This window comes from Bradyrhizobium niftali, assembly GCF_004571025.1.
Taxonomy (GTDB): Bacteria; Pseudomonadota; Alphaproteobacteria; order Rhizobiales; family Xanthobacteraceae; genus Bradyrhizobium; species Bradyrhizobium niftali.
The window spans coordinates 135,501-159,623 of the sequence record NZ_SPQT01000003.1; the positions used below are offsets into that span (position 1 = coordinate 135,501).

General features: G+C 65.4%; 22 protein-coding genes. 6 read left to right on the top strand and 16 right to left on the bottom strand.

The window, feature by feature from the left end:
• Positions 1 to 2: 2 nt before the first annotated feature.
• Positions 3 to 1,148, bottom strand: coding sequence for a mechanosensitive ion channel family protein (locus E4K65_RS09375; RefSeq protein ID WP_135173905.1), 1,146 nt, complete (start codon positions 1,146 to 1,148; stop codon positions 3 to 5).
• Positions 1,149 to 1,273: 125 nt separating this feature from the next.
• Between E4K65_RS09375 and E4K65_RS09380 the strand changes: the two genes are divergently transcribed.
• On the top strand, positions 1,274 to 2,521 hold the full coding sequence (locus tag E4K65_RS09380) for a DUF763 domain-containing protein (RefSeq protein ID WP_135173906.1): 1,248 nt from the start codon (positions 1,274 to 1,276) through the stop codon (positions 2,519 to 2,521).
• A 22-nt stretch (positions 2,522 to 2,543) separates the two neighbouring features.
• Here the strand turns inward: E4K65_RS09380 and E4K65_RS09385 are convergent, their stop codons facing one another.
• From E4K65_RS09385 to E4K65_RS09405, 4 genes are all read right to left on the bottom strand, one after another.
• Positions 2,544 to 2,777 (bottom strand): hypothetical protein, encoded by a 234-nt coding sequence (locus tag E4K65_RS09385; RefSeq protein ID WP_167770673.1) that lies wholly within the window; start codon positions 2,775 to 2,777, stop codon positions 2,544 to 2,546.
• A gap of 112 nt (positions 2,778 to 2,889) precedes the next feature.
• Entirely contained in the window at positions 2,890 to 4,146 is a 1,257-nt protein-coding gene (locus tag E4K65_RS09390) for a cytochrome P450 family protein (protein WP_135173907.1), read from the bottom strand.
• A gap of 88 nt (positions 4,147 to 4,234) precedes the next feature.
• Positions 4,235 to 4,561, bottom strand: coding sequence for a hypothetical protein (locus E4K65_RS09395; RefSeq protein ID WP_135173908.1), 327 nt, complete (start codon positions 4,559 to 4,561; stop codon positions 4,235 to 4,237).
• Between the two features lie 189 nt (positions 4,562 to 4,750).
• Positions 4,751 to 5,524 carry a ferredoxin--NADP reductase gene (locus tag E4K65_RS09405; RefSeq protein ID WP_135173909.1) on the bottom strand — a complete coding sequence of 258 codons (774 nt, stop codon included), beginning with the start codon at positions 5,522 to 5,524 and terminating at the stop codon, positions 4,751 to 4,753.
• 157 nt (positions 5,525 to 5,681) lie between these two features.
• Here E4K65_RS09405 and E4K65_RS09410 point away from each other — a divergent pair, with 157 nt between their 5' ends.
• Positions 5,682 to 6,878 (top strand): amidohydrolase family protein, encoded by a 1,197-nt coding sequence (locus E4K65_RS09410; protein ID WP_027543230.1) that lies wholly within the window; start codon positions 5,682 to 5,684, stop codon positions 6,876 to 6,878.
• A 124-nt stretch (positions 6,879 to 7,002) separates the two neighbouring features.
• Positions 7,003 to 7,671, top strand: coding sequence for a hypothetical protein (locus E4K65_RS09415; protein WP_135173910.1), 669 nt, complete (start codon positions 7,003 to 7,005; stop codon positions 7,669 to 7,671).
• 9 nt (positions 7,672 to 7,680) lie between these two features.
• Here E4K65_RS09415 and E4K65_RS09420 read toward each other — a convergent pair whose 3' ends face one another.
• From E4K65_RS09420 to E4K65_RS09460, 9 genes are all read right to left on the bottom strand, one after another.
• Positions 7,681 to 8,070, bottom strand: a complete 390-nt coding sequence (locus tag E4K65_RS09420) for a hypothetical protein (protein WP_135174115.1) — start codon at positions 8,068 to 8,070, stop codon at positions 7,681 to 7,683.
• Positions 8,071 to 8,114: 44 nt separating this feature from the next.
• Positions 8,115 to 8,570: a MarR family winged helix-turn-helix transcriptional regulator gene (locus tag E4K65_RS09425; RefSeq protein ID WP_135173911.1), complete on the bottom strand. Its 456-nt coding sequence runs from the start codon at positions 8,568 to 8,570 to the stop codon at positions 8,115 to 8,117.
• A gap of 26 nt (positions 8,571 to 8,596) precedes the next feature.
• Positions 8,597 to 9,301: an ABC transporter ATP-binding protein gene (locus E4K65_RS09430; RefSeq protein ID WP_135173912.1), complete on the bottom strand. Its 705-nt coding sequence runs from the start codon at positions 9,299 to 9,301 to the stop codon at positions 8,597 to 8,599.
• Positions 9,298 to 10,089: an ABC transporter ATP-binding protein gene (locus tag E4K65_RS09435; RefSeq protein ID WP_135173913.1), complete on the bottom strand. Its 792-nt coding sequence runs from the start codon at positions 10,087 to 10,089 to the stop codon at positions 9,298 to 9,300. Before E4K65_RS09435 ends, E4K65_RS09430 begins: the two co-directional genes overlap by 4 nt.
• A complete protein-coding gene (locus E4K65_RS09440; RefSeq protein WP_135173914.1) occupies positions 10,086 to 11,975 on the bottom strand; it encodes an ABC transporter permease in 1,890 nt (629 codons plus the stop codon). Before E4K65_RS09440 ends, E4K65_RS09435 begins: the two co-directional genes overlap by 4 nt.
• A 149-nt stretch (positions 11,976 to 12,124) precedes the next feature.
• The gene (locus tag E4K65_RS09445; RefSeq protein ID WP_135173915.1) at positions 12,125 to 13,327 is read right to left on the bottom strand and encodes an ABC transporter substrate-binding protein; all 1,203 of its coding nucleotides are present in this window, start codon (positions 13,325 to 13,327) and stop codon (positions 12,125 to 12,127) included.
• A gap of 80 nt (positions 13,328 to 13,407) precedes the next feature.
• Positions 13,408 to 13,992: an amino acid synthesis family protein gene (locus E4K65_RS09450; protein WP_027557295.1), complete on the bottom strand. Its 585-nt coding sequence runs from the start codon at positions 13,990 to 13,992 to the stop codon at positions 13,408 to 13,410.
• Positions 13,993 to 14,019: 27 nt separating this feature from the next.
• Entirely contained in the window at positions 14,020 to 14,919 is a 900-nt protein-coding gene (locus E4K65_RS09455) for a UPF0280 family protein (RefSeq protein WP_135173916.1), read from the bottom strand.
• Positions 14,916 to 16,373 carry a 6-hydroxynicotinate reductase gene (locus E4K65_RS09460; RefSeq protein ID WP_209312051.1) on the bottom strand — a complete coding sequence of 486 codons (1,458 nt, stop codon included), beginning with the start codon at positions 16,371 to 16,373 and terminating at the stop codon, positions 14,916 to 14,918. The genes E4K65_RS09455 and E4K65_RS09460 overlap by 4 nt, the downstream gene beginning before the upstream one ends.
• A 252-nt stretch (positions 16,374 to 16,625) precedes the next feature.
• On the opposite strand from E4K65_RS09460, the gene E4K65_RS09465 reads away from it, so the two are divergent.
• Positions 16,626 to 17,108 carry a (2Fe-2S)-binding protein gene (locus E4K65_RS09465; protein WP_135173918.1) on the top strand — a complete coding sequence of 161 codons (483 nt, stop codon included), beginning with the start codon at positions 16,626 to 16,628 and terminating at the stop codon, positions 17,106 to 17,108.
• Entirely contained in the window at positions 17,108 to 20,632 is a 3,525-nt protein-coding gene (locus tag E4K65_RS09470; RefSeq protein ID WP_135173919.1) for a molybdopterin cofactor-binding domain-containing protein, read from the top strand. The genes E4K65_RS09465 and E4K65_RS09470 overlap by 1 nt, the downstream gene beginning before the upstream one ends.
• A gap of 235 nt (positions 20,633 to 20,867) precedes the next feature.
• Here E4K65_RS09470 and E4K65_RS09475 read toward each other — a convergent pair whose 3' ends face one another.
• Both E4K65_RS09475 and E4K65_RS48570 read right to left on the bottom strand, forming a co-directional pair.
• Positions 20,868 to 21,836 (bottom strand): catechol 2,3-dioxygenase, encoded by a 969-nt coding sequence (locus tag E4K65_RS09475; protein WP_027543243.1) that lies wholly within the window; start codon positions 21,834 to 21,836, stop codon positions 20,868 to 20,870.
• Positions 21,837 to 21,982: 146 nt separating this feature from the next.
• Positions 21,983 to 22,429, bottom strand: a complete 447-nt coding sequence (locus tag E4K65_RS48570) for a hypothetical protein (protein ID WP_235885546.1) — start codon at positions 22,427 to 22,429, stop codon at positions 21,983 to 21,985.
• On the opposite strand from E4K65_RS48570, the gene E4K65_RS09480 reads away from it, so the two are divergent.
• On the top strand, positions 22,422 to 24,014 hold the full coding sequence (locus E4K65_RS09480) for an ATP-binding protein (protein ID WP_235885548.1): 1,593 nt from the start codon (positions 22,422 to 22,424) through the stop codon (positions 24,012 to 24,014). The genes E4K65_RS48570 and E4K65_RS09480 overlap by 8 nt on opposite strands.
• The last annotated feature ends 109 nt before the right edge of the window (positions 24,015 to 24,123 follow it).

A 24,123-nucleotide genomic window follows, 5' to 3' on the forward strand; every position in this document is an offset into this window, starting at 1 on the left:
GATCAAATCCGCGCGCTCGCCCTCATTTTCTCCGGCGCGGCGGGACGGCCCGGGAATTCTGCGTCGTCACCCCGTCCCGAAGGGATCAGGATCGCGCGCTCGCGCGGCAACGCTTCGGGCATCTCGTCGCGAATGAAGGCGATGAGCTTCTCCCTCATCTCGCAGCGCAGGTCCCAGGATTGCGGCGCGTTCCTGGCGCTGACCAGCGCGCGAAGCTCGATGGTGCGCGAATCCGCGTCGATCACCTGGAGATTGACCACCGCCCCATCCCAGAGCTTGGACTCCTTCACCGCCTCCTCCAGCCAGTGCCGGATGCGCGGGACGTCGGCGCGATAATCGACATGGAGCGCGATGACGCCGATCAGGGATGCAGTGTCGCGGGTCCAGTTCTGGAACGGCTTTTCGATGAAATAGGACAGCGGCACCACCATGCGGCGCCAGTCCCACAACCGGATCACGACATAGGTCGAGGCGATGTCCTCGACCCAGCCCCATTCGTTCTCGATGATCACGGCATCCTCGATCCGGATCGGCTGGGTGATCGCGATCTGCACGCCGGCGATCAGATTGCTGAGCAGCGGCCGCGCGGCGAGACCGACGATGAGACCGGCGGCACCGGCGGAGGCGAACAGGCTGACGCCGTACTGTCTCACCGAGTCGAACGTCATCAGCGCGGTGGATACCGTAATGACGACTATGATGGTGTCGGCGACGCGCGTGAACACGCGCACTTGTGTGACATGCTTGCGCGCGACGAAATTCTCCGTGACGTCGCGAAAATTCTGCAAGTACCGCGCCGCGCTCATGTCGACGACCCGGATCGAGATCCAGCCGATCAGGGCAATGAAGGCCACGACGAACAGGCGCGTCAGCGGCGTACGAAACGCGTCATCCAGTGGCGCGAGCGGCAGGACCAGCGCGACGGCAGCAAGACACAGCGCCAGCTGGGCCGGTCCAGACGTGCGCTCGATGAACACGCTCAGGAGAGGAAGTCGGGTTCCAAAGGCGCGATTGAGCAGCCATACCGCGAGCCGGTAGACCGACAAGGCAAGCAGGATCGCGCCCGCGACGAGACTGAGACCGATAAACCATGACGGTATCCATCCGAACATCCTGTCGATGTCGGCCATGAGGGCCTGCCGATCCATTCACGTCCCCGGAATTGCATTCGCTTCTGGCCAACGCGCTCCAGCGCGCTTCGCTCCGCCCGCCCAGTGCAATGCAGCAATCCAATGGTGCAACCGCTGTCAAACTGCGCTAATTTGAGGCACACATGACTCGACGTACCGGCAGCGCCGATCTTCCTCTCCACACCGGACGGGTTCCGCCGTGGCTTGCGAGCCGCATGGCTTCACTTGGTGCGATCGTCACACAGGCGATCGTGCATCATTACGGCCGTGATGCGTTTCTCCAGCGGCTGTCGCATCCGTTCTGGTTCCAGTCGTTCGGTGCCGTGATGGGGATGGACTGGCACTCCTCGGGGATCACCACCTCCGTGATCGGCGCGCTGAAGCGCGGGCTCGGCCCGCTCCAGGACGAGCTCGGGATCTATGTCTGCGGCGGCCGCGGCCAGCATTCGCGCAAGACGCCGGACGAGCTGTTGCAGCTTGGCGAGCGCGTCGGCTTCGACGGCGTGAAGCTCACCCGCGCCAGCCGGCTGGTGGCGAAGGTCGACAGCGCGGCCGTGCAGGACGGCTTCGACCTCTATCTCCACGGCTTCTTCGTCACGGCCGACGGCAAGTGGACGGTGGTGCAGCAGGGCATGAACGGCGACAAGCGGCAGGCCCGCCGCTATCACTGGCATTCCGAGGCACTGAAGAGTTTCGTCGACGCGCCGCATAGTGCGATCGACGGGCCGCAGCAAGGCGAGATCGTCAACCTCACCGACCATCGCGCCGATGTCTCGCGCAGCGCGCAGCTCGAACTCCTCGGCGATCACGGCCCCGATCGCATCGTCGCCGAATTCGAACGGCTCACCGGGACCGCGCCCGCGCAGGCGATGCTGCCGCATCTGATCATGCCCGCGCATCACGATGTCAGGCCGAAGGACGTGTTCGCGCGGCGCCTGCACGGCACGCTGGCCGCAGCGGCCGAGCGTGGCCCGGTCGACTTCCCGGAGCTGTTGCTGACGCCGGGCGTCGGCGCCCGCACGGTGCGTTCGCTCGCAATGGTGGCCGAGGTCGTGCACGGCGCACCCTATCGCTTCAACGATCCCGCGCGCTTCTCGCTCGCTCATGGCGGCAAGGACCGGCATCCCTACCCCGTCCCGATCAAGGTCTATGACGAGACCATCCGCGTGCTGAAGGACGCGATCCAGAACGCAAGACTCGGGCGCGAGGAAGAGATGCAGGCGCTCAAACGTCTCGACGACCAGGCGCGGCGGCTGGAGCGGACCGCGCGTGGACCGTCGGTCGAGGCTTACATCGCCGGCGAGCGTGCGGCCTCTCCCGATCTCGACGGCCGTTCCGTATTCGGCTGGGAGCGCGATCTCGTCGCCTCGAAGAAGTCGGCCGGCTCCTGAAGCTGTCGCTCAGGGCTGCCGCCTAGTCGTCAGCCTCCTCGTCGTCGAGCAGCCGGTTGGCCGAATGATCCTGATACTGCTCGGTCTGGATGAACTTTCCGTCCATGCCGCGAATGTCGGAATGTTGCGCCTTGTCGCGGTTCGACAGGATCATGTTATCGCCGACCTTGTCCTTTGGGATGTCCGTGAGTGCGCCAGTCCCCGCGCCCTTGCCGTGCGCGCCTGATCCGATATGCGTCTTGCCGCCGTTGGGCATGGACTGCTCCCTTGCTGCTACGTGCATTGGGGCAACGCCTGCGCGATGGAGATTGTTTCGCACGTCACGCAAGATGATCCGCGCCATTGTTCCCGGCACGGCGCGCGCGATGTCAATCCGCCGGCAACGGCTCGGCGGCGGCACCGCGGCTCGGCCGGCGGTTCCCGCCGGCAACGACAGGCAATCTCGCGATCGCACGCATACCCGGACGCTTGCGCCAGTGGATTTGCGCGGGGTCGACGGCGAGCTCGAGTTTCGGCCATCGCGCAAGCAGCGCCTGCAATGCGCAACTCGCCTCGATCCGCGCAAGCTGGTGGCCGAGACAGAAATGAATTCCCGTTCCGAACGACATGTGGCGGTTCGGCTTGCGCGTGAGGTCGAGCCGCTCCGGCTGGTCGTGCACCGCCGGATCCATGTTCGCCGCAGCGAGCATGACCATGACGCGGTCGCCTTTCTTCAGCCGTACGCCCGCAAGCTCGACATCCCGCCGCAGATAGCGCGGCTTGGAAAACTGCACCGGCGAGACGAAGCGCAGGAATTCCTCGACGGCGAGCGAGATGCGGCTCCAGTCCTCCTCCAGCCAGTCGCGCAAGCCGGGATTCCTGAGCAGCTCGTAGACCGAGCCGCTGATCAGATGCGTCGTGGTCTCCGTGCCTGCCGCGAGCAGCAGGAACACCATCGACACCATTTCGTCCGGCGTGATCTGGCCGCCCTCGCGCTCCACCTGGACCAGTTCGGCAATCAGCCCCTCGCCGCCCTGCACGCGCGCGATCTGCAACTGCTGTTCGAGGTAGGCGCGCATCTTGCGGAGCGCGAACAGCAGGCGGAAGAAGCTGACGACATTCGTCAGCGAGGACAACCTATTTGCCCAGGCGATGAATCTCGGGCGATCGGCCGCTGGCAGGCCCAGCAATTCGCAGATCACCGACACCGGCAGGATGCGGGCGTATTGCTGGACGAGGTCGGCGGGGCTGCCATCGGCAAACAGGTCGTCCGCCAAACCGTCGGCGATGGCGCGAATGCGCGGCTCCATCGCGACGATCGCGCGGCGGCGAAAAGCCTCGTCCACGATACTGCGCAGCCGCGTGTGATCAGGCTCGTCCATGGTCAGCATGTTGTTGGCGACGGTCGTGACGAGCTTCGGCATCCACCAGCGTAAGCCGGCGAGTTTGCCGTCCCCCTTGCGTAGCGTGAAGGTGGCGCCGTCCTTCAGGACCTCAGCGGTGGCGTCGTGGGTCGTGGTGATCCAGACATCGCCGACCAGAGGAAATCGCGTCGCAACCACGGGGCCCGACGCGCGCAGCGCCGCGATCGCCGTGGGCGGATCGCGGAAGAAGGCCTCGCTGGTGAAATCGAGGCGCGGTGTCATGGGATCACCGGAGTGGTTGGTGGCGCCTCAACCAGATGGTACGCGCGAGCCGAGGCACAAGGGCCGGAACCGGTGCGCTGAAGAGAGCCTATCCGCGGCCCGGTGAGCGCGGCCCGGTCTTGCGCTGCTGCTGGTTGGTATAGGCGTCCCAATGGCTCCAGCTGCCGCTGCTGAGGCTTTGCAGGTCGGTGGTGAGCGGACGGCGCGTGCGCTTGTCGTGGTCGGCGATCGCGCGTTCCGACTGCGCGATCTTGCGCTTGAGTTCCGCGACCGCCTTCTGAGTCTGGCCGTTCCGCTTCGATGAGGCGATCTCGCCCATCGTGAAGCGCGCGGTCTCGAGCGCCTTCAACTCGGCGCGGTTCTTCTTCAACTGAACCCGGTGCCAGGCGATGTTGCTGTCGCTGTCCGCAACCATGTGGGAACTCCGCTGATTCGTTCCCACAGTGTATCGCGCGCCGAATCGGCGCCGCAACGCCCGTGCGAGGGCGAAAATGCGGTCTTCTTGCGCAAGAATTCCGCGTCTAGAGCCCGGAACGGGGTTCTAGATTCTAGTTTTGACGCGTTTTCTTGACGCGAACCGAAAGCCACTTCGCTCGAAAACGCTCTAGCGCTCGGCGAAGGCCTTTTCGACCACGAACTGGGCCGGCTCGCCGTGATTGCCCTCGATGAAGCCGCGCTCGCCCAGGAGCGTGCGGGTGTCCGCGACCAGCGCCGGGCTGCCGCAGATCATGACGCGGTCGTGCGCCGCTTCCAGCGCCGGCAGGCCGATATCGCTGAAGAGCTTGCCTGAGGTGATGAGGTCGGTGATGCGGCCGCGGTTGCGGAAGGGATCGCGGGTCACCGTCGGGTAGTAGATGAGCTGGCTCTGGATGTACTCGCCGAGCAGCTCATCCTTCGGCAGATGCTCGGTGATCATCTCGCCATAAGCGAGTTCCTTGACGTGGCGGCAACCGTGCAGCAGCACGACCTTCTCGAACCGCTCATAGGTCTCGGGGTCCTTGATCACGCTCAGGAACGGCGCCAGCCCCGTGCCGGTGCCGATCAGGTAGAGGTTGCGGCCCTCTGCCAGGTTGTCGATCACCAGCGTGCCGGTCGCCTTGCGGCTGACGATGATCTCGTCGCCTTCCTTCAGGTGCTGGAGCCGCGAGGTCAGCGGGCCGTCCGGCACCTTGATCGAGAAGAACTCCAGCGTGTCCTCGTAATTGGCGCTGGCGACGCTATAGGCCCGCAGCAGCGGCTTCTCGCCGACCTTGAGCCCGATCATGGTGAATTCACCGTTGCGGAAGCGGAAGGTCGGGCTGCGGGTAGTCTTGAAGGAGAACAGCGTGTCGGTCCAGTGGTGGACGCTCAAAACGCTTTCCTGGTTGAAATTGCTCATCTCACCCTTCCGTGTCGCTACGTTGCGGTTCCGAGGCGGTCAGCTATGCGTCGTTTGTACACGATCATTCGTGTACTAATGAATAATCCGGCTTGATCCCTTGGTCAAGGCTGCCCAAGATCGACAGCGTTGCAGTTAAGGACAAGGACCCCCTTCCATGGCGCATGACGCACCCCAGGCCACCGGACCCTCGAAGCTCGTGATCCGCAATATCGGCCTGATCCTGTCGGGCGCGCTGGAAAAGCCGATCCTGGACGGCGACACCATCGTCGCCGAGAACGGCAGGATCACCGCGATCGGCCGCTACAAGGATCTCGACACGGAAGGCGCGACCACCATCGTCGATGCCAACGGCACCACGGTGACCCCCGGCCTGATCGACAGCCATGTCCACCCCGTCGCCGGCGACTGGACGCCGCGCCAGAACCAGATCAACTGGATCGACAGCTCCCTCCATGGCGGCATCACCACCATGATCTCGGCAGGCGAAGTGCACATGCCCGGCCGCCCCCGCGACGTGGTGGGGCTGAAGGCGATGGCGATCTTCGCCCAGCGCGCGTTCTGGACGTTGCGTCCGGGCGGCGTGAAAGTTCATGCCGGCGCGCCGGTCATCGAATGCGAGATGGTCGAAGAGGACTTCAAGGAATTGGCCGCCGCCGGCGTCAAGCTGCTCGGCGAAGTCGGCCTCGGTGGCGTCAAGGACGGACCGACGGCGCGAAAAATGGTCGGCTGGGCGCGCAAATACGGCATCCAGAGCACGATCCACACCGGCGGCCCCTCGATCCCCGGCTCCGGCCTGATCGACAAGGATGTGGTGCTGGAGGCCGACACCGACGTGGTCGGCCACATCAATGGCGGCCACACTGCCCTTCCCGACGACCAGATCCGCTGCATCTGCGAGGGCTGCAAGCGCGGGCTCGAGATCGTTCATAACGGCAATGAGCGCTCGGCGCTCTACACGCTGCGCATCGCGCGCGAAATGGGCGACCTGCATCGCGTCATCCTGGGCACCGACGGGCCGGCCGGCTCCGGCGTGCAGCCGCTCGGCATCTTGCGCATGGTCTCGATGCTGTCCTCGATCGGTGAGCTGCCTGCCGAGATCGCGTTCTGCCTCGCCACCGGCAACACGGCGCGGATGCGGCAGCTCGATTGCGGCCTGATCGAGGTCGGCCGCGCTGCGGATTTCGTCATCATGGACAAGGCGCAGCACTCGCCGGGCAAGAACATCCTGGAGAGCGTCCAGCTCGGCGACCTGCCCGGCATCGGCATGACCATCATCGACGGCATCGTCCGGACCCAGCGCAGCCGCAACACCCCGCCGGCGGGCAAGGTGCCGGAAGTGGTGGCGAAGTGACCCAGCCGGAGTGGTCCGCCGCTCGGCGCGCCCCTCGAAAGCATTGAACACATCTCCGGCCTGTCGCGTCTAACGCAGGCAGCCCTGGCGGCGGCATTTCATTTGCTGGAGCGTCGAGGCGGACATGAGAGGTTGGTTGCGGATTGCCGCCGGCGTCGTCGGTGCGGTGGCGGGATTCATCGCCACGCTTCTGCTGCTCGAGCTCGGCGGCTTCGGCAACCGGGCGGACCTGATCACGTCGGGCCTGCTGGCACTGTTCGGCGCGTTCGCCGGCCTCGTGCTGGCCACCCGGCTGGCGACACGCATGGACGGAAGCGCGGGCAGCCTCGCGCGCAACAGTCTGAAATCGCTCGCCGTCGTCGTGTTTCTCTGCGCCGCCACCGGTGTCGGCTACTACGCCTACGCCGTGACGACAGCCACGCCCTGGCTCAATCCCAACGCCGCCAATCCCCTGCTTCTGTTCGAGGTGCGCCTCCCAGCCGGAACGACGGTGCCGGCATCGGCGCAAGGCATCGCCATCGAGCTGCAAACCGATCTCAACACCATGCCGGGAGAGCCAAGCGTCGGCCGCTTCCGCCGCGACGGCGACAAGCCGGTCATCGCCGGCGAGGTCGAACTCGCCTTTCGAACCTCGCACCGGCAGCTCGCGGTCAACATCGAGGGCCAGCCGAGCCGGCTCTATCCGATCGGAATATCCGCCAAGGCACCGCACACGGCCGAGTTCGGCCCGTGGCAATCGCAGGCCGACGGCAGCGAAATCCGCTACCGGGCCAAATGGCCGGGAAAGACGTAAGCCGCCCGATCAGCGCGGCTTGGGCAGCTCACAACGCACATAGACCTGGCGCTTGGCTTGTCCCACCGGGCCGTTGTCGATCACCAGCTTGCCGTCAGCGGCAATCGAAATCCGGGGATTGGAGCGAAACTTGTCTCCCTCGCCTTCGCAGGCGAGCCGCATCTTCCAGCCGAGCTTCCCGTCAGCGGTGATCGCACTGGCGCGGCATCGCGTCTCATACCAATAGAGGCGATTGCCGCCCTCGATGCTCATGCGGTTGGGGCTGTCGTCATTGCGGCAATCCTTCTTGGTCGACGCCCAGAACCCTTCATAGGCTTGCGCCGCCCTGGCGGGAGCACACTCGCTCGCCAGCGCCGCGCCAAGACTCAAAACCACCGCAACGCAGTGCACCACTCTCATGCCGGGAAACCTCGATGGAGCTTTCATCGAGATTAGTCGCGAGCTCACCGCAGCTTGTTCAACAGCGCCATCAGCATCTCGCGCTCCTTGGCGTCGAGCGGCGCGAGCGTCTCGCGGGTGATGGCGAGCGCGTTCGGCGCCAGTTTCTCGGCAAGCTGCTGACCGGCGCGCGTCAGGCTCACGAGCAGACGCCGTCCGTCCTCGGGATCCTGGCTGGTCTCGGTGAGCCCGCGCGCCGTCAGGCGGTCGATCACGCCCTTGATGGTCGCGACGTCCATCGCGGTCAGCCGTCCCAGCTGGTTCTGCGAGCACGGACCGGTCTCGGCGAGCTTTGACAGCGCCGCCCATTGCGTCGGCGTCAGATTGGTGCCGATGTCGCGGGAGAAGATCGAGCTGTGGCGCTGCCAGACCTGGCGCAGGATGAAGCCGACCTGCTCGTCGAGCACGTAAGGCGGTTTTGCCGGTTTGATGCTCTTCTTCGCCGCTACGCTTCTCGCCATCCGCTCCCCCGCCCTTCCCTTTGCTGTCACAACGACAGATGCGCGTCGCGGATGTCCGGACGCGCGTCGAGCTCGGCCATGGTGCCCCCGAAGCAGATGCGACCGCGCTCGATGATATAGGCACGATCGGAGATCAACCGCGCGAAATGCAGATTTTGCTCGGAGACGACGATGCTGACGCCCTCCTTCTTCATGGTCCGGATGGCATCGACCATCTGCTCCACGATCTTCGGCGACAAGCCTTCCGACGGCTCGTCGAGCAGCACCAGCGACGGATTGCCCATCAGCGTGCGCGCGATGGTGAGCATCTGCTGCTCGCCGCCGCTCATGCGGCCGCCCGGTCGGTTCTTCATCTCGCCGAGGTTTGGAAACAGCGTGAACAGCTTGTCGCGCGTCCAATATGGCGCGTTCGGACGCTTCGGTTGCCGACCGACTTCGAGATTTTCCTCCACCGTCAGATCGGTGAAGATTCGCCGCTCCTCCGGCACATAGCCGAGCCCCTCGCGCACGATCTCGTGCGTCGGCCGCACCGATACGTCCTTGCCCTCGAACATGATGCGGCCCGAGCGCTGCGCCACGAGGCCGACGATCGAGCGGAACGTCGTCGACTTGCCGGCGCCGTTGCGCCCGAGCAGCGCAACCACCTCTCCCTGGCCGACCTCGAAGCCGATGTCGAACAGGATATGCGCCGGGCCGTAATGGCTGTTGAGGTCCTGCACCGTGAGCTTCATGTCGAGGCTCCCTCGCGATGCTCGGCATCGTAAAGCAGGCCCTCGCCGAGATAGACTGCCTGCACCTGCGGATTGCTGCGCACTTCCGCCGGCGAGCCTTCCGCGATCAGCGTGCCACGATTGAGCACGATGATGCGGTCGGCATGCTCGAATACCACGTCCATGTCATGCTCGGTGAAGAGAACGCCGATTGATTTTTCCCGGGCGATTTGAGCCGTCAACCGCATCAGATCGACGCGCTCGCGCGGCGCCATGCCGGCGGTCGGCTCGTCCATCAGCAGCAGCTTTGGCTCGTTGGCGAGCGCGACCGCGAGCTCGAGCCGCTTGAGGTCGCCATAGGCCAGCTCGCCGCAGGGCCGGTCCGCATAGCCGCCCATGCCGACGAGCTCGAGCAAGCGGCCGGCTTCGCCGCGATCGAACTTCGGCGCCGAGCCCCAGAGGTTGAATAGCTGCTTCCCGTGCGAGATCAGCGCGACCTGCACATTCTCGCGCACCGTCATGGTCGCGAACGTCGCGGTGATCTGGAATGTGCGCCCCACCCCGAGCCGCCAGATTTCGCGCGGCTTCTTGCCGGTGGTTTCTTCACCAAGCAGGCGGACGTGGCCGGAATCCGGTTTGTTCTGGCCGTTGAGCATGTCGAAGCAGGTGCTCTTGCCGGCGCCGTTCGGGCCGATCAGTGCCAGGATTTCGCCGGCGCGCAGCGAGAACGAGACGCCGCGCACGGCATGGATGCCGCCATAGGATTTGGTCAAGCCTTCGACCGCGAGAAGTGGGGGTGCAACGCTCATTCGGCGGACTCAATCGGCTTGGCAAGCAGGGGAGATCCCGGCGGCGATGTCTTCCTGCGGCGCTGCGCCAGCATCTCCAGCATGCCGACGATGCCCTTGGGGAAGACGACGACGATCAGCACGATGAAGCCGCCGAGCACGAGCTTCGACAGATCGGTCTGGCTGACCAGCCAGATGTTAAGGGCCTTGTAGACGATGGCACCGATCACCGCGCCCGACACCGTCTCGACGCCGCCGAGCAGCACCATAACCAGCGCGTCGACCGAGAGCGAGATGCCGAGATTGTCCGGGAAGACGCTGCCCTTGAGATAGGCGAACAGCGCACCGCCGATGCCGGCGGTCGTGCCCGCGATCACGAAGGCCGTCCACTGGATGCGCTTGGCGTTGATGCCGATCGCTTCACTGCGCAGGAGCGAGTCGCGCGTGGCGCGGAGCGCATAGCCGAACGGCGAGAACACCATGGCCCGCAGCGCGATCGTGACGAGCGCCGCGACGCCGAGCGCCAGCCAATAGAAATGCGACGGGCTCGCCGCCCATTTTTCCGGCCATACGCCCAGAATGCCATTGTCGCCGCCGGTCACGCTCACCCACTGGAAGGCGATCGACCAGACGATCTGGGCGAAGGCGAGCGTCAGCATCGCGAAATAGACGCCGGAGAGTTGCACGGCGAAGAAGCCGAACACCGCCGCGCCCATGCAGCCGAGCAGCGGCCCGAGCAGCAGGCACACGATCATCGGCAGCCCCGCCATCTTGGCCAGGAAGGCGACGCCATAGGCGCCGAGGCCGAAATAGGCGGCGTGACCGAAGGATGCGAGCCCACCGACCGACATCAGGAAATGCAGGCTGACGGCGAAGATCACGAAGATCGCGATCTCCGAGCCGACGGTCAGCGCGTAGTTGCCGGCGAACAGCGGCAGCGTCGCCGCGATGACGAGCGTTGCCAGCGCCGCCAGCCGCTCGTTCGACGTCAGCGGACGCCACGGGTTGACGGTGAGACCCGGCGTCCTGCGCGCCGGCGCCTCCGGCTTGCCGAACAGGCCCCAGGGGCGGACGATCAGCACCACCGCCATCACCAGGAAGACGAGGATGATGGAGATCTTCGGGAAGATCAGGATGCCGAAGGCGTTGAGCTCGGAGACCAGCACCGCCGCGACGAAGGCGCCGACGATGCTGCCGAGGCCGCCGATCACCACCACGACGAAGACCTCGACGATGATGCGCAAATCCATCGCGTGATGCACGGCATCGCGCGGGATCTGGAGCGCGCCGCCGAGTGCGGCGAGGAAGACGCCGACTGCGAACACCGACGTGAACAACCATTTCTGATTGACGCCGAGCGCCGCGACCATGTCGCGGTCCTGCGTTGCCGCGCGCACCAGCACGCCCCAGCGCGTGCGCTGGAACAACAGCCAGAGAATGCCGAGCACGACCGGGCCGAGCACGATCAGGAACAGGTCATAGCTCGGGATGTTCTGGCCGAAGAAATCGATCGCGCCCTTGAAGCCCGGCGCGCGGCGGCCGACGAGATCGTCGGGTCCCCAGATCAGCACGACGAGGTCCTCGACCATCAAGGTCAGGCCGAAGGTCGCGAGCAACTGGAACAGTTCGGGCGCATGATAGATGCGGCGGAGCAGCACCATCTCGACAATGACACCGATCAGCGCCACGGCCAGCGCGGCCGCGACAATACTGCCCCAGAAGCCGAATGCGCCCGAAAACCGCTCGCTGAGCGTGAAGGCGATGTAGGCGCCGATCATGTAGAAGGCGCCATGCGCGAAATTCACGATCCGCGTCACGCCGAAGATGATCGACAGGCCCGAGGCCACCAGGAACAGCGACGCTGCGCTGGCGAGACCGGTCAGAAGCTGTACGACATAAAAGGCCATAGGCGGTCCGGGTTGGGTGAAGTCGTAGGGTGGGTTAGCGAAGCGTAACCCACCACCTCTTCTCGTGTTGCACCGAAAGTGGTGGGTTACGCCAAGCGGTCTGCGCTACGCGCAGTCCGCAGGGCTAACCCACCCTACGGCAGCGGAGATCAATCCTTCGGCCGCAGCTTCTCGACTTCGGCATCGCTGGGCAGATAGTCCGCGCCCTTCTTGTAGGACGAGTCCACCATCACGCCCTTGCCGTCCTTCAGCGCGGTCTTGCCGACGTAAGCGCCGAGCGTCGACTGGTGGTCGATCTTGCGGAAGGTGATCTCGCCGAACGGCGACGGCATCGACAGGCCCTCCGCCGCGGCAATCAGCTTCTCCGGATCGGTGGAGCCGGCCTTCGCCAGGATCGCAGCGGCCGACTTGATGGTCTGGTAGCCGACGATCGAGCCGAGACGCGGATAGTCGTTGTACTTGGCCTGATAGGCCTTCAGGAACGCATCATGCTCGGGCGTCTTGATCGAGTACCAGGGATAGCCGGTGACGATCCAGCCCTCCGGCGTCTCGTCCTTGAGCGGATCGAGATATTCCGGCTCGCCGGTCAGGAAGGAGACGACCTCGCGCCCCTTGAACAGGCCGCGGGTGTTGCCTTCACGCACGAGCTTCACGAGGTCGGCGCCGAAGGTGACGTTGAGGATCGCCTCGGGATTGGCCGCGGCAACCGCCTGCACCACCGGGCCCGCATCGATCTTGCCCTGCGGCGGCCATTGCTCGTCCACCCACTGGATGTCGGGGCGCTTCTCCGACATCAGCTTCTTGAACACGGCAACTGCCGACTGGCCGTACTCATAGTTCGGCGCGATCGTGGCCCAGCGCTTGGCCGGCAGCTTGCTGGCTGCTTCCACCAGCATCGCGGCCTGCATGTAGTTGGAGGGGCGCAGGCGGAAGGTGTACTTGTTGCCCTTCGACCAGGTCACCGCGTCCGTCAGCGGCTCGGCCGCGAGGAAGAAGACCTTTTTCTGGTTGGCGAAGTCGCTGACGGCCAGACCGATGTTCGACAGGAACGTCCCCGTCAGCATCGCCACGCCCTCGCTCGACACGAGCTCGTTGGCCGCGGTCTGCGCGTCCGCCGGCTTGCCGCCATCGTCCTTGGAGACGACGACGAGCTTCTTGCCGTTGATGCCGCCGGCCGCGTTGATCTCTTCCACCGCGAGCTGCCAGCCCTTGCGATAGGGCTCGGTGAAGGCCGGCAGCAGCGAGTAGCTGTTGATCTCGCCGATCTTGATGTCCTGTGCCATGGCCGAATGAGCCATGCCGCCCGCCAGAAGCGCGAAGGCCGCGCCGACGAAAATGGTTCTTGCTCGCATCCCAACCTCCAGTTTTGAACTCTCTACGTCTTCAGCGTGATCTTGTCGGCGAAGCTGTGCCCGCCTCCCCGGTTCAAACTCTATCTCAGACCGTCCTCGCCCTTGACTTCCGCAACCGTCAGCCCGCCGACGCGTGGCAGCGGACGGCCGCTGTCGGTGACGGCGACCGCGACCATGATCTCGTTGGCGCGCGGCGCGTCGTTGATCTGCACTTCCATGCCGTCGAAATGGCTGCGCACGAAGGCCGCATCCTTGTGCCCCAGGGGAATATCGAGCGTCGTGCCGGGGCCGCTGCGCTTCTTCGACGACGGGATCAGCGCTGCGCCCTTGCTCAGCACCTTGCGCACCGGCGCGCCCATCTTCGGGTGAAGGATCGCCGCCGCATGCTCGAGCTCGCCATTCTCGCCGACGGCCGCCGCCTTGCCGTAGCTCTGCGCCTTCGCCCCGTCGATACCGAGCGCCGCGACCGCGCGCTTCGACAGGAGCTCGCCGAGCTCCTCGCCGATCGCGATCAACGGCGAAAGATCCTCGACATATTTTCCGGCGAAGGGATTTTCGATCACGGCAATGGCCGCGGCGCGCCGGGTCGGCGGCGAGACCTGGCGGCCCATCTCCATTTGCGTCTCTTCGACGACGGTGACGATCTTGCGGATGATCGCGCTCATGATTGTTTCCCTTGGGCTCGTCCCTGTTCAGGCATGAACCGCGTTCTCCAGCACAGGCGGGCGCGATCGCTGCCGTTCAATATCTTTCGGTCCGATGACAAGCATATCACCACTGAGCTGCATCACGGCGCCCTCGATCAATCCGCGATCGAACAAATGTCGTGCACATTCCGCGCCAGATTCCAGCGCGGCCGCAATCTCGGTCGGCGACAATTCACTGACGTCGCGGGTGACGAGGCGCGCGCCGAGATCGCTGTCAGGCTGAAGCTCGTTCGCAGGCTGCCGGACGATGGCAGGATGCCCGGGCAGATCGACGGCGTTGGCGATGATCGTTGCCGCCGCATCGGCTTGCGAGGCCGTTGCCGCCAGCACGGTCACGGCATCTGCGATCCCAAGCGAAAAGCTGCGGCCATGGCGCCCGCTGGTCGCGATCCCCCGCACGGGATCATCAGCAACGACCTTCATCCTCCGCATCACGCCGTCGCGACCGGGCCGGTCCATCAGGCCGACCGAAAAATGCTCGCCTCGCGCAAGATGCAGCGCGATGTCGCCGCCATTATTGACATAGGCCTGGTCGAGCGATGCCGCGCTCAGCATTGCGCCCAGAATCTCCTCGGCCACGCTGCCGGCCACCGCGGCCATCGGCGTGACGAAGCAATCGGGGGCATAGGGCGCAACGGCGGCATACATGCGGCGGGCAACGACGCCCTTCAGTGCGCACGCTCCGGGTTCCGCTGCCTTGCGCAACTCCGTCAGCTCCAGGCAGAGCTCATCGAGCAGCCCGGTGAAACGGCGCGCCGCGGCGTCATAGGCCGCTCGCACCTGGCTCGCGTCCCCCCTCGCCTGGACGATCAGATCAATCGGACCATCCTGCAAATGCAGCCGCCGACCATCAGACAGCCATGCGATTTGCGGGAGCCGCGTCATGCCCGGGGCCCCGGAATTGGGTTCTGCCAGGGCAACTGCCGGACATCGTCGCCGCCCTGCACCTCGGAGAGCGGCTTCACATAATCCATATGTCCGCCGAGTGCGGCATAGTCGGACAGCTTCATCGTGAACTCGATCGGCGCGACCAGCGCCGGCGTCGGCACGTAGCCGAACGCGCCTGAAGGCATCTGCGTCACGTCAACCATGTAGGTGATGCCGCCGCCGGGCCAGACATACACCGGTGCGCCGCCGCTGGTGACGCGGGTCAGCGCGTCCTTCACCGAGCGCGTCAACCGCACTGGATTGTCGGTGACGCCCGCGCGCAGCGAACCGCCCGCACCAGCCATGAACAGCACGGTGCACAGCGCCGGCTCGCAATTCTCCTGGATGCGCTCGACCGAGAACTTCAAATCATCAGGCATCTCGGTCTCGACCGGCTTCAGGGCCTCGTCGAGCACGTAATAGGAAGAGTGTTCGCCCGTCGTGGAAACCATCAGCATGGACAGGCCAGGCTTGGCCTCCTTGGCATCGAACGGCCCGAGAATCGCGAGCGGATCGGAAATGTTGGTGCCGCCCCAGCCGGTGCCGGGATCGGCGACCTGGAAATAGCGGCCGGGCGTCGAGCGCCGGCCCTTCATCTTGATGCCGGTGTCGGCGATGTCGAGCAGCTTGCCGGCCTGGTGCTCCGAGAGCACGCCGGTAATGTGGTCGTCGACCACGACGACCTCGTCGACCTTGCCGTGCCATTGCTTGGCGAACATGCCGATCGTCGCCGAGCCGCAGCCGACGCGCATGCGCTCTTCCTTCACGCCGTTGACGATCGGCGGCTGGCCGGCCTGCACCACCACCGTGGCGCCGCCGTCGATGGTGAACTCGACCGCCTTGCAATTGGCGAGGTCCATCAGCGTGTCGCAGGTGACGCGGCCTTCCTTCTTGGAGCCGCCGGTCAGGTGATGCACTCCGCCGAGCGACAGCATCTGCGAGCCGTATTCGCTTGTGGTGACGTGGCCGACCGCCTCGCCCTGGGCGCGGACGGTCGCGGTCTCCGGGCCGAGATAGCGGTCGGTGTCGATCTTCACCTTGATGCCGCAATAGGAGAAGATGCCCTCGGTGACGACGGTCACCATGTCGACGCCGTCGACTTCCGCAGAGACGATGAACGGTGCCGGCTTGTAGTCGGGATAGGTCGTGCCCGCGCCGATCGCAGTGACGAAGGTCGAGGGTTCGTGGACGATCTTGCCGTCCCAGTCTTCCGTGCGGCTGAACGGCACGAGCTTGCCGCCGTGCGAGACGGTGCGCTCCAGGATCACATGCGGATCGACGCGAACGAGCTTGCCGTCGTGGTTGGCATAGCGGTCGCAGGCGCCTGCCGCGCCCGGCTTGATGTAGCACATCACCGGACAGGCATCGCAGCGGATCTTGTCGGTGGCGGCGCTCGTCGTTTCAGTCACCATGTGCAAGCCAGCGGACACTGCGGTTATCATTCGTATACGAACGATGTTGCGCGCGGTCCCGATAGCTGTCAAGCGGCGGCGCGCGCGAAAAGATGCGCCTGCCGAATAAAACCTCATTTGCCTCCCGCCTTTGTCCACAAAGCGGGCAGTCGCGCTGCACTGCGGCATGGCCGCTTGCACGTTTGTGTACAAACGGTATCGTCGCAACGTACAATTTTTGCGACCCGATCGTCGCGGGGCTTGGGAACAGGGATGACGCAGACACCGATCCGCCTCACCGTGAACGGCAGGATCCACGAGGTCACTGCAGAGCGCCAGACGCCGTTGCTCTATGTGCTGCGCAACGACTTCGCGCTCAACGGTCCGAAATATGGCTGCGGCCTCGGCGAATGCGGCACCTGTACTGTCCTGATCGACGGCGCCGCTGCGCGCTCTTGCGTCATCCCGATCGGCGGCTGCGCGGGACGCGACATCGTGACGCTCGAAGGGCTCGGCACAAGCGACAAGCCCGATCCGGTGCAACAAGCCTTCATCGACGAGCAGGCCGCGCAATGCGGCTACTGCCTCAACGGCATGATCATGACCACCAAGGCGCTGCTCGCGATCAACCCGCGGCCGACCGAGCAGGAAGCGCTGGCGGCGCTGCGCTACAATCTTTGCCGCTGCGGCACGCATGTCGAAATCCTGCGCGCCGTGATGCGCGCATCGGGTCAACTCACTGAGGCCGCCGACTGATGGCCTCCCCTGCCTCGAACGGAGCTGAGCGGCAATCGGGCGCGCTCGTCGTCGTCCACACGGTGGACGAATGTACATCCGAGACCTTCGTCCGCATCACCGCAGACGGCTCGGTCACCGCTTACAATGGCCATGTCGACCTCGGCACCGGCATCCGCACCGCGCTCGGCCAGATCGTCGCCGAAGAGCTCGACGTGTCCTTTGCGCGCGTCGTCGTGGTGCTTGGCGATACCGCCGTGGTGCCGAACCAGGGCGCCACGATCGCCAGTGAAACCATCCAGATCACCGCCGTGCCCTTGCGCAAGGCCGCGGCGCAGGCCCGCCAGTTCCTGATCGCGCGCGCGGCCGAGCGGCTGGAGTTGCCGGCGGCCGATCTCACAATCGAAGACGGCCTCGTGCGCGGGCATGACAACCGCAGCGTCAGCTATGGCGAGCTGATCGGCGGCGAGACGATCCGGCTCGAGCTTGCTGACGACGTCGCCGTCAAACCTGTCGGCGACTACGCCATCGTCGGCCAGTCGATGCCGCGGGTCGATCTGCCGGCGAAGGCAACGGGCGAACTGACCTTCGTGCACGACATCCGCCTGCCCGGCATGCTGCACGGCCGTGTCGTGCGTCCGCCCTATGCCGGCGTCGACGCCGGCCCGTTCGTCGGCACCAGCCTGATCGCAGTCGACGAATCCTCGGTGCGCGACGTTCCCGGCATCATGGCCGTCGTGCGCATCGGCGATTTCGTCGGTGTAGTCGCTGAGCGCGAGGAGAATGCGATTCGCGCTGCGGAACAGCTCAAGGTGAGCTGGAAACCGACGCCTGATCTCACCGACCTCACCGATGTCGAGACCGCGCTGCGCGCCAATCCGTCGACGCCGCGGACGTTGATCGACAAGGGCGACGTCGATGCGGCGATATCAGGCGCCGCCAAGCCGATGCAGCGCACCTATGTGTGGCCGTACCAGATGCATGCGTCGATCGGCCCGTCCTGCGCGGTCGCCGACTACCAGAACGGCAACACCCGCGTCTGGTCGGGCACGCAGAATCCGCATCTGCTGCGCGGCGATCTGGCGCTGCTGATCGAGCGTCCCGAGAGCGAGATCGAAGTCATCCGGCTGGAGGCCGCCGGCTGCTACGGCCGAAACTGCGCCGACGACGTGACCGCGGATGCACTGCTGCTGTCGCGCGCGGTCGGCCGCCCCGTGCGCGTGCAGCTGACGCGCGAGCAGGAGCACGCCTGGGAGCCCAAGGGCACCGCGCAGCTCGTCGACGTCAATGGCGGCCTCAACGCCGACGGCGGCGTCGCGGCTTACGACCTTGCCACACGCTACCCTTCCAACGCTGCGCCGACATTGGCGCTGCTGTTGACCGGACGAGTTTCGCCGGTGGCCGATGTGCTCCAGATGGGCGATCGCACCGCGATCCCGCCTTACGACTACGACCACATGCGCGTCGTCGCCCATGACATGGCACCGATCGTGCGCGCGTCCTGGCTTCGCGGCGTCTCGGCGCTGCCGAACACGTTTGCGCATGAATCCTACATCGACGAGGCCGCAACGGAAGCCGGCGTCGACCCGATCGAGTACCGGCTGCGCTACCTGAAAGACCAGCGCGCCGTCGACCTCGTCAATGCGGTCGCCGAGCGCGCGGGCTGGACGCCGCGACCGGTCCGCGAAGAAAAAGACGGCGAGGTCGTGCACGGGCGCGGCTTTGCCTATGCGCTCTATGTCCACAGCAAGTTTCCCGGCTATGGTGCGGCGTGGTCGGCCTGGGTCGCCGACGTCGCCGTGAACAAGACCACCGGCGACGTCAGCGTGACGCGCGTCGTCGCCGGGCAGGACTCCGGCCTGATGATCAATCCGGATGGCGTGCGCCACCAGATTCACGGCAACGTCATCCAGTCCACCAGCCGCGCGCTGATGGAGAAGGTCTCGTTCGAGCGCGGCGCGGTGGCGGCGCGCGAATGGGGCGCCTATCCGATCATCCCCTTCCCCGACGTGCCCAAGATCGACGTCTTGATGTTGCCGCGGCCGGACCAGCCGCCGCTCGGCGTCGGCGAATCCACTTCGGTGCCGAGCGCGGCGGCGATCGCCAATGCGATCTTCGATGCCACCGGCGTGCGCTTCCGCGAGCCACCGTTCACGCCGGAGCGTATCCTGAAGGGATTGCACGGTGAAACATCGCCCGTGCCGCAGCCTCTGCCCGCGCCCGCCGCGCCCAAACCATCCCGCATCTGGCAGAATCCATTCGCCAAGCGCGCCGGCATCTTTGCGACCATTGCCGCCGTCTGCACCGCCGCGATCGGCATCGGCGCCGCCCTCTTGCCCGGGCGCGCCATCGCACCGATCGCGCGGCCCGATGCATCGGTCTATTCCGCGGCGACCATCGCCCGCGGCCAGCAGCTTGCCGCGCTCGGAAATTGCGCGGAGTGCCACACCACGATTGGCGGCGCGCTCAACGCCGGCGGCCGCGCGCTTCCGACGCCGTTCGGCACGATCTACGCGACCAACATCACGCCTGACGTCGAGACCGGTATCGGCGCGTGGTCCTATCCCGCCTTCGAGCGCGCGATGCGCGACGGGTTGCATCGCGACGGGCGGCAGCTCTATCCCGCCTTCCCCTACACGCATTTTTCGAGGACCAGCGAGGCCGACCTCCAGGCGCTCTACGCCTATCTGATGGCGCAGCCTGCGGTGCGCGCGACGACGCCCGCGAACACGCTCGCCTTCCCGTTCAACATTCGCCCGCTGCTCGCGGGATGGAATGCACTGTTTCATCAGGCGAAGGACTTCAAGCCCGATCCCGCCCAATCCGCACAGTGGAATCGCGGCGCCTATCTGGTCGAGAGTCTCGGCCATTGCAGCGGCTGTCATTCGCCGCGTAACGCGCTCGGCGCCGAGCAGCGTCAGGCCTATCTCGCCGGCGGCTTTGCCGAGGGCTGGGAGGCGCCGCCGCTCACGTCACTATCGCATGCACCGATCCCCTGGAGGGAAGACGATCTCTACGCCTATTTGCGCACCGGCCATTCGCGCTATCACGGCGTCGCCGCCGGTCCGATGGCGCCTGTTGTCAGGGATCTCACGGCCCTGCCCGACCAGGACATTCGCGCGATGGCCGTCTATCTCAACACGTTCAACGACGCCGCCACCGAGGCGCCGGATGCGCTTGCCGCCAGGCTCGAGAGCGCAACGCAAGTCACCACCGCCGCCTCGACCGGCGCGCGGCTCTATCAGGGCGCCTGCGCCGTCTGCCACGAGATCGGCGGCCTGCCGCTGTTCGGCAGCCGGCCCTCGCTCGCGCTCAACAGCAATCTGCACAGCGCGACATCGGACAATCTCGTGCAGGTGATCCTGCACGGCATCACCGAGCCCGCATCGAGCGATCTCGGCTACATGCCCGCGTTCAGGAACAGCATGAGCGACGCGCAGGTCGAAGAGCTCGTCACCTTCCTGCGCAAGCAATTCGCGCCTGACAAGCCGGCCTGGAGCGGCGTGCGCGAAACGATCGCACGCGTGCGATCGCCTCCGCACTAAGGCGATACGAAGACAGGCATGGCAGCAAGCTCGCCTGCGGCCATCCTTCGAGACGCCCGCCTACGGCGGGCCCTCAGGATGAGGTCGCGTTTTGCGGCGAGATATCAGACCCTCATGGTGAGGAGCCCGCCAAAGCGGGCGTCTCGAACCATGCAGGCCGAGCTCGTTCGGCACGCCCAATGTAGTGTGCGATAGGGAGGAAACGGAGAAAGCGCTGCTGTCGGCCGCTCATGCTCTACGCGTGCTTCTTCGCCTCCACCGGTGGCGTGCCGTGGGTGTGGAAGGACTCGATCGTCTTCAGGCCCCACGCCTGCCCTTTCTTGCGCTCCTCTTCCGTCCACACGATCGGCTTCCAGTCCGGTGCGAGGATGAGGCGCGCGCCGGCATTGGCGACCTCGACGCGGTTGCCGCCGGGCTCGTAGACATAGAGGAAGAAGGTCTGCTGGATCGCGTGCTTATGCGGACCGGTCTCGATGTGGATGCCGTTCTCCAGGAAGATGTCGGCGGCGCGCAGGATCTCCTCGCGGCTGTCGAGCGCGTAGGTGACGTGGTGGAAGCGGCCCGGCGTGCCGGAATGATCGAGCGAATAGGCGAAGTCGTAGCTCTTGTTCGACATCGTCAGCCACATCGCGGCCTCGCGTCCGTCATTGAGCACGATCTGCTCGGTGAGCCGGCAGCCGAGATAGTTCTCGAAGAACTCGCGGTTCGCCTTGATGTCGACGGCGAGGCAGTTGAGGTGATCGAGGCGGCGGACATTGACGCCGCGGGCGGGAAAGCGCTGCGCCTGGTTCTTGAGCGCGGGCTTCAGCTCCGGCGGCGCCTGATACCATTCGGTCTCGTAATAGAGCTCGACGATATGGCCATCAGGGTCGCGGCAGCGGAAGGTCGGCCCCTGCCCCATGTCGCCGTCGATCCAGCCGATGTCGAAGCCGGAGCCTTTGAGCGCGGCGACCCGGCGCTCCAGCGCCTGCTGGCTGCGCGCGCGCAGCGCCATGTGCTCCATGCCCGAGGTCTTCGACGCCGTCAGCTTGAGCGAATACCGCTCGTAATCGTCCCAGCCGCGCAAATAGACCGACTCGCCCTTACGGCCGCTGACCGTCATGCCCATGACGTCGACGAAGAATTTCAGGCTCTCGTCGGGCTTGGGCGTCAGCAGCTCCATATGGCCGAGATGGGCCAGATCGAGGATCGGTTCGGGCTGCATGCTTTCCTCCAGGGCGTGACTGTGATCCGCAGGAACCGGATCGTGCATTCGGGCGCAGGGCCGCAATTGGCTCATGCGCCGGGGGCGGCACCGAGGCCGCGGGTTCATTTGTACTAATGTACAAATGATTAGGTCCCGTCAACAAATCAACCCTTGCATCGCAGACCGAATGGCGCCCCGCGCGTGAGGAGAACCACCCCCGAACAGCGACGGACTGCCCGAATGGTAAAATCTTCCTTAATTCGATTGAGCGCCTGCCGGCCCCACAAAGGAGCATTTTTCGGCCGTTTCCGCCCACGAGTATGCATCAGGAACCAGCCTGTCGGCCGAATTGCCGCGGATTTAACGAAGCCGCCGCGGCTGCCGTTTAACCGTTTGTGCAGCCGCGGCCGCGCATAGTCCGGTGCAAATCCCTCGCTCTTGCCAGGTTCATTCATCGTGACATCCTTTGGACGCGTGATTTCGGTACGCGGATCGCTCGCCCGGGTCGGGCTTCTGGCGGCAAGCCAGATGCCGATCTCGGAGGTTCGGGCGACCGTCGGCCGTTTCGTCAGCATTCGCTGCGCCAGCTCGGTCATCGTCGCGATGATCACCGAGGTCTCCTGCGAGAATCTGTCGAGCGCCGACAATTACATCGCCATCGCCTCGGTCGACCTGCTTGGCGAGATCCTCAACGCCGCCGACAAGGCCAAATTCCAGCGCGGCGTCACCAACTATCCGACCATCGGAGATTCGGTCGACCTGATCACCAGCCAGGAGTTGCGCACGATCTACGCGCCGACCGGGTCGGACCAGATCAATGTCGGCTTCCTCCAGCAGGACCGCTCGGTCGTCGCCTATGTCGATATCGAGGAAATGCTGTCCAAGCATTTTGCCGTGCTGGGATCGACCGGCGTAGGCAAGTCGACCGGCGTGTCGCTGCTGCTCAACGAGATCCTGAAGGCACGGCCGAACCTGCGCATCTTCCTGCTCGACGTGCACAACGAGTACGGCCGCTGCTTCGGCGACCGCGCGCTGGTGCTCAACCCGCGGAACCTGAAGCTGCCGTTCTGGCTGTTCAATTTCGAGGAAATCGTCGACGTGCTGTTCGGCGGCCGCGCCGGCGTGCCCGAAGAGCTCGACGTCCTTGCCGAGGTGATCCCGATCGCCAAGGGCATCTACACGCAGTACCAGAACGCCGATCGCCTCGGCCTCAAGCGCATCGATCCCAAGCAGATCGGCTTCACCGTCGATACGCCGGTGCCGTATCGCCTGGTCGATCTGATATCGCTGATCGACGAGCGCATGGGCAAGCTGGAAAACCGCTCCTCGCGCATCATCTATCACAAGCTGATCTCGCGCATCGAGGCGGTCCGCAACGACCCCCGCTATGCCTTCATGTTCGACAACGCCAATGTCGGCGGCGACACCATGGCCGAGGTGATCAGCCATCTGTTCCGCCTGCCCGCCAACGGCAAGCCGATGACGGTGATGCAACTCGCCGGCTTCCCGGCCGAAGTCATCGATTCCGTCGTCTCCGTGCTCTGCCGCATGGCCTTCGACTTCGGCCTGTGGAGCGACGGCGTCTCGCCGATGCTGTTCGTCTGCGAGGAAGCCCACCGCTACGCCGCCGCCGATCGCAACATCGGCTTCGGACCGACCCGCAAGGCGGTATCGCGCATCGCCAAGGAAGGCCGCAAATACGGCGTCTATCTCGGGCTGATCACCCAGCGCCCGGCCGAGCTCGACGCCACCATCATCTCCCAGTGCAACACGCTGTTCACGATGCGTCTTGCCAACGAACGCGACCAGGCGCTGCTGCGCGCTGCGGTGTCGGATGCCGCGGCGAACTTGCTGTCCTTCGTGCCATCGCTCGGCACCCGAGAAGTGCTGGCCTTTGGCGAAGGCGTGGCACTGCCGACCCGCCTGCGCTTCAAGGAGGTGCCGCCGCACCAATTGCCGCGCGGCGAGGCCACCATCAGCAGCGTGCCGTCGGTCACCTCCGGTCACGACATGCATTTCGTCGGCGCGGTGCTCGAACGCTGGCGCGGCGCCACCTCGCAGCGCGACACGCCGAACGACCCGGTGTTCTCGGCCCCGCCCAGCAAGACGCTCGCGAGCGCCGAAGCGCCGATGCTGCAACCCTCGATGGGCCTCGATCCCGACCGCTTCTCGCTGCTGAAGAAGCCGCTGCGGTAAGGAACTGACACCGCTTCCGCAAATTCCGCTGTCATGCCCTGGCTTGACCGGGGCATCCAGTACGCCGCGGCTTCTCGATTGAACCACAACCGTCTCTGGAATACTGGAT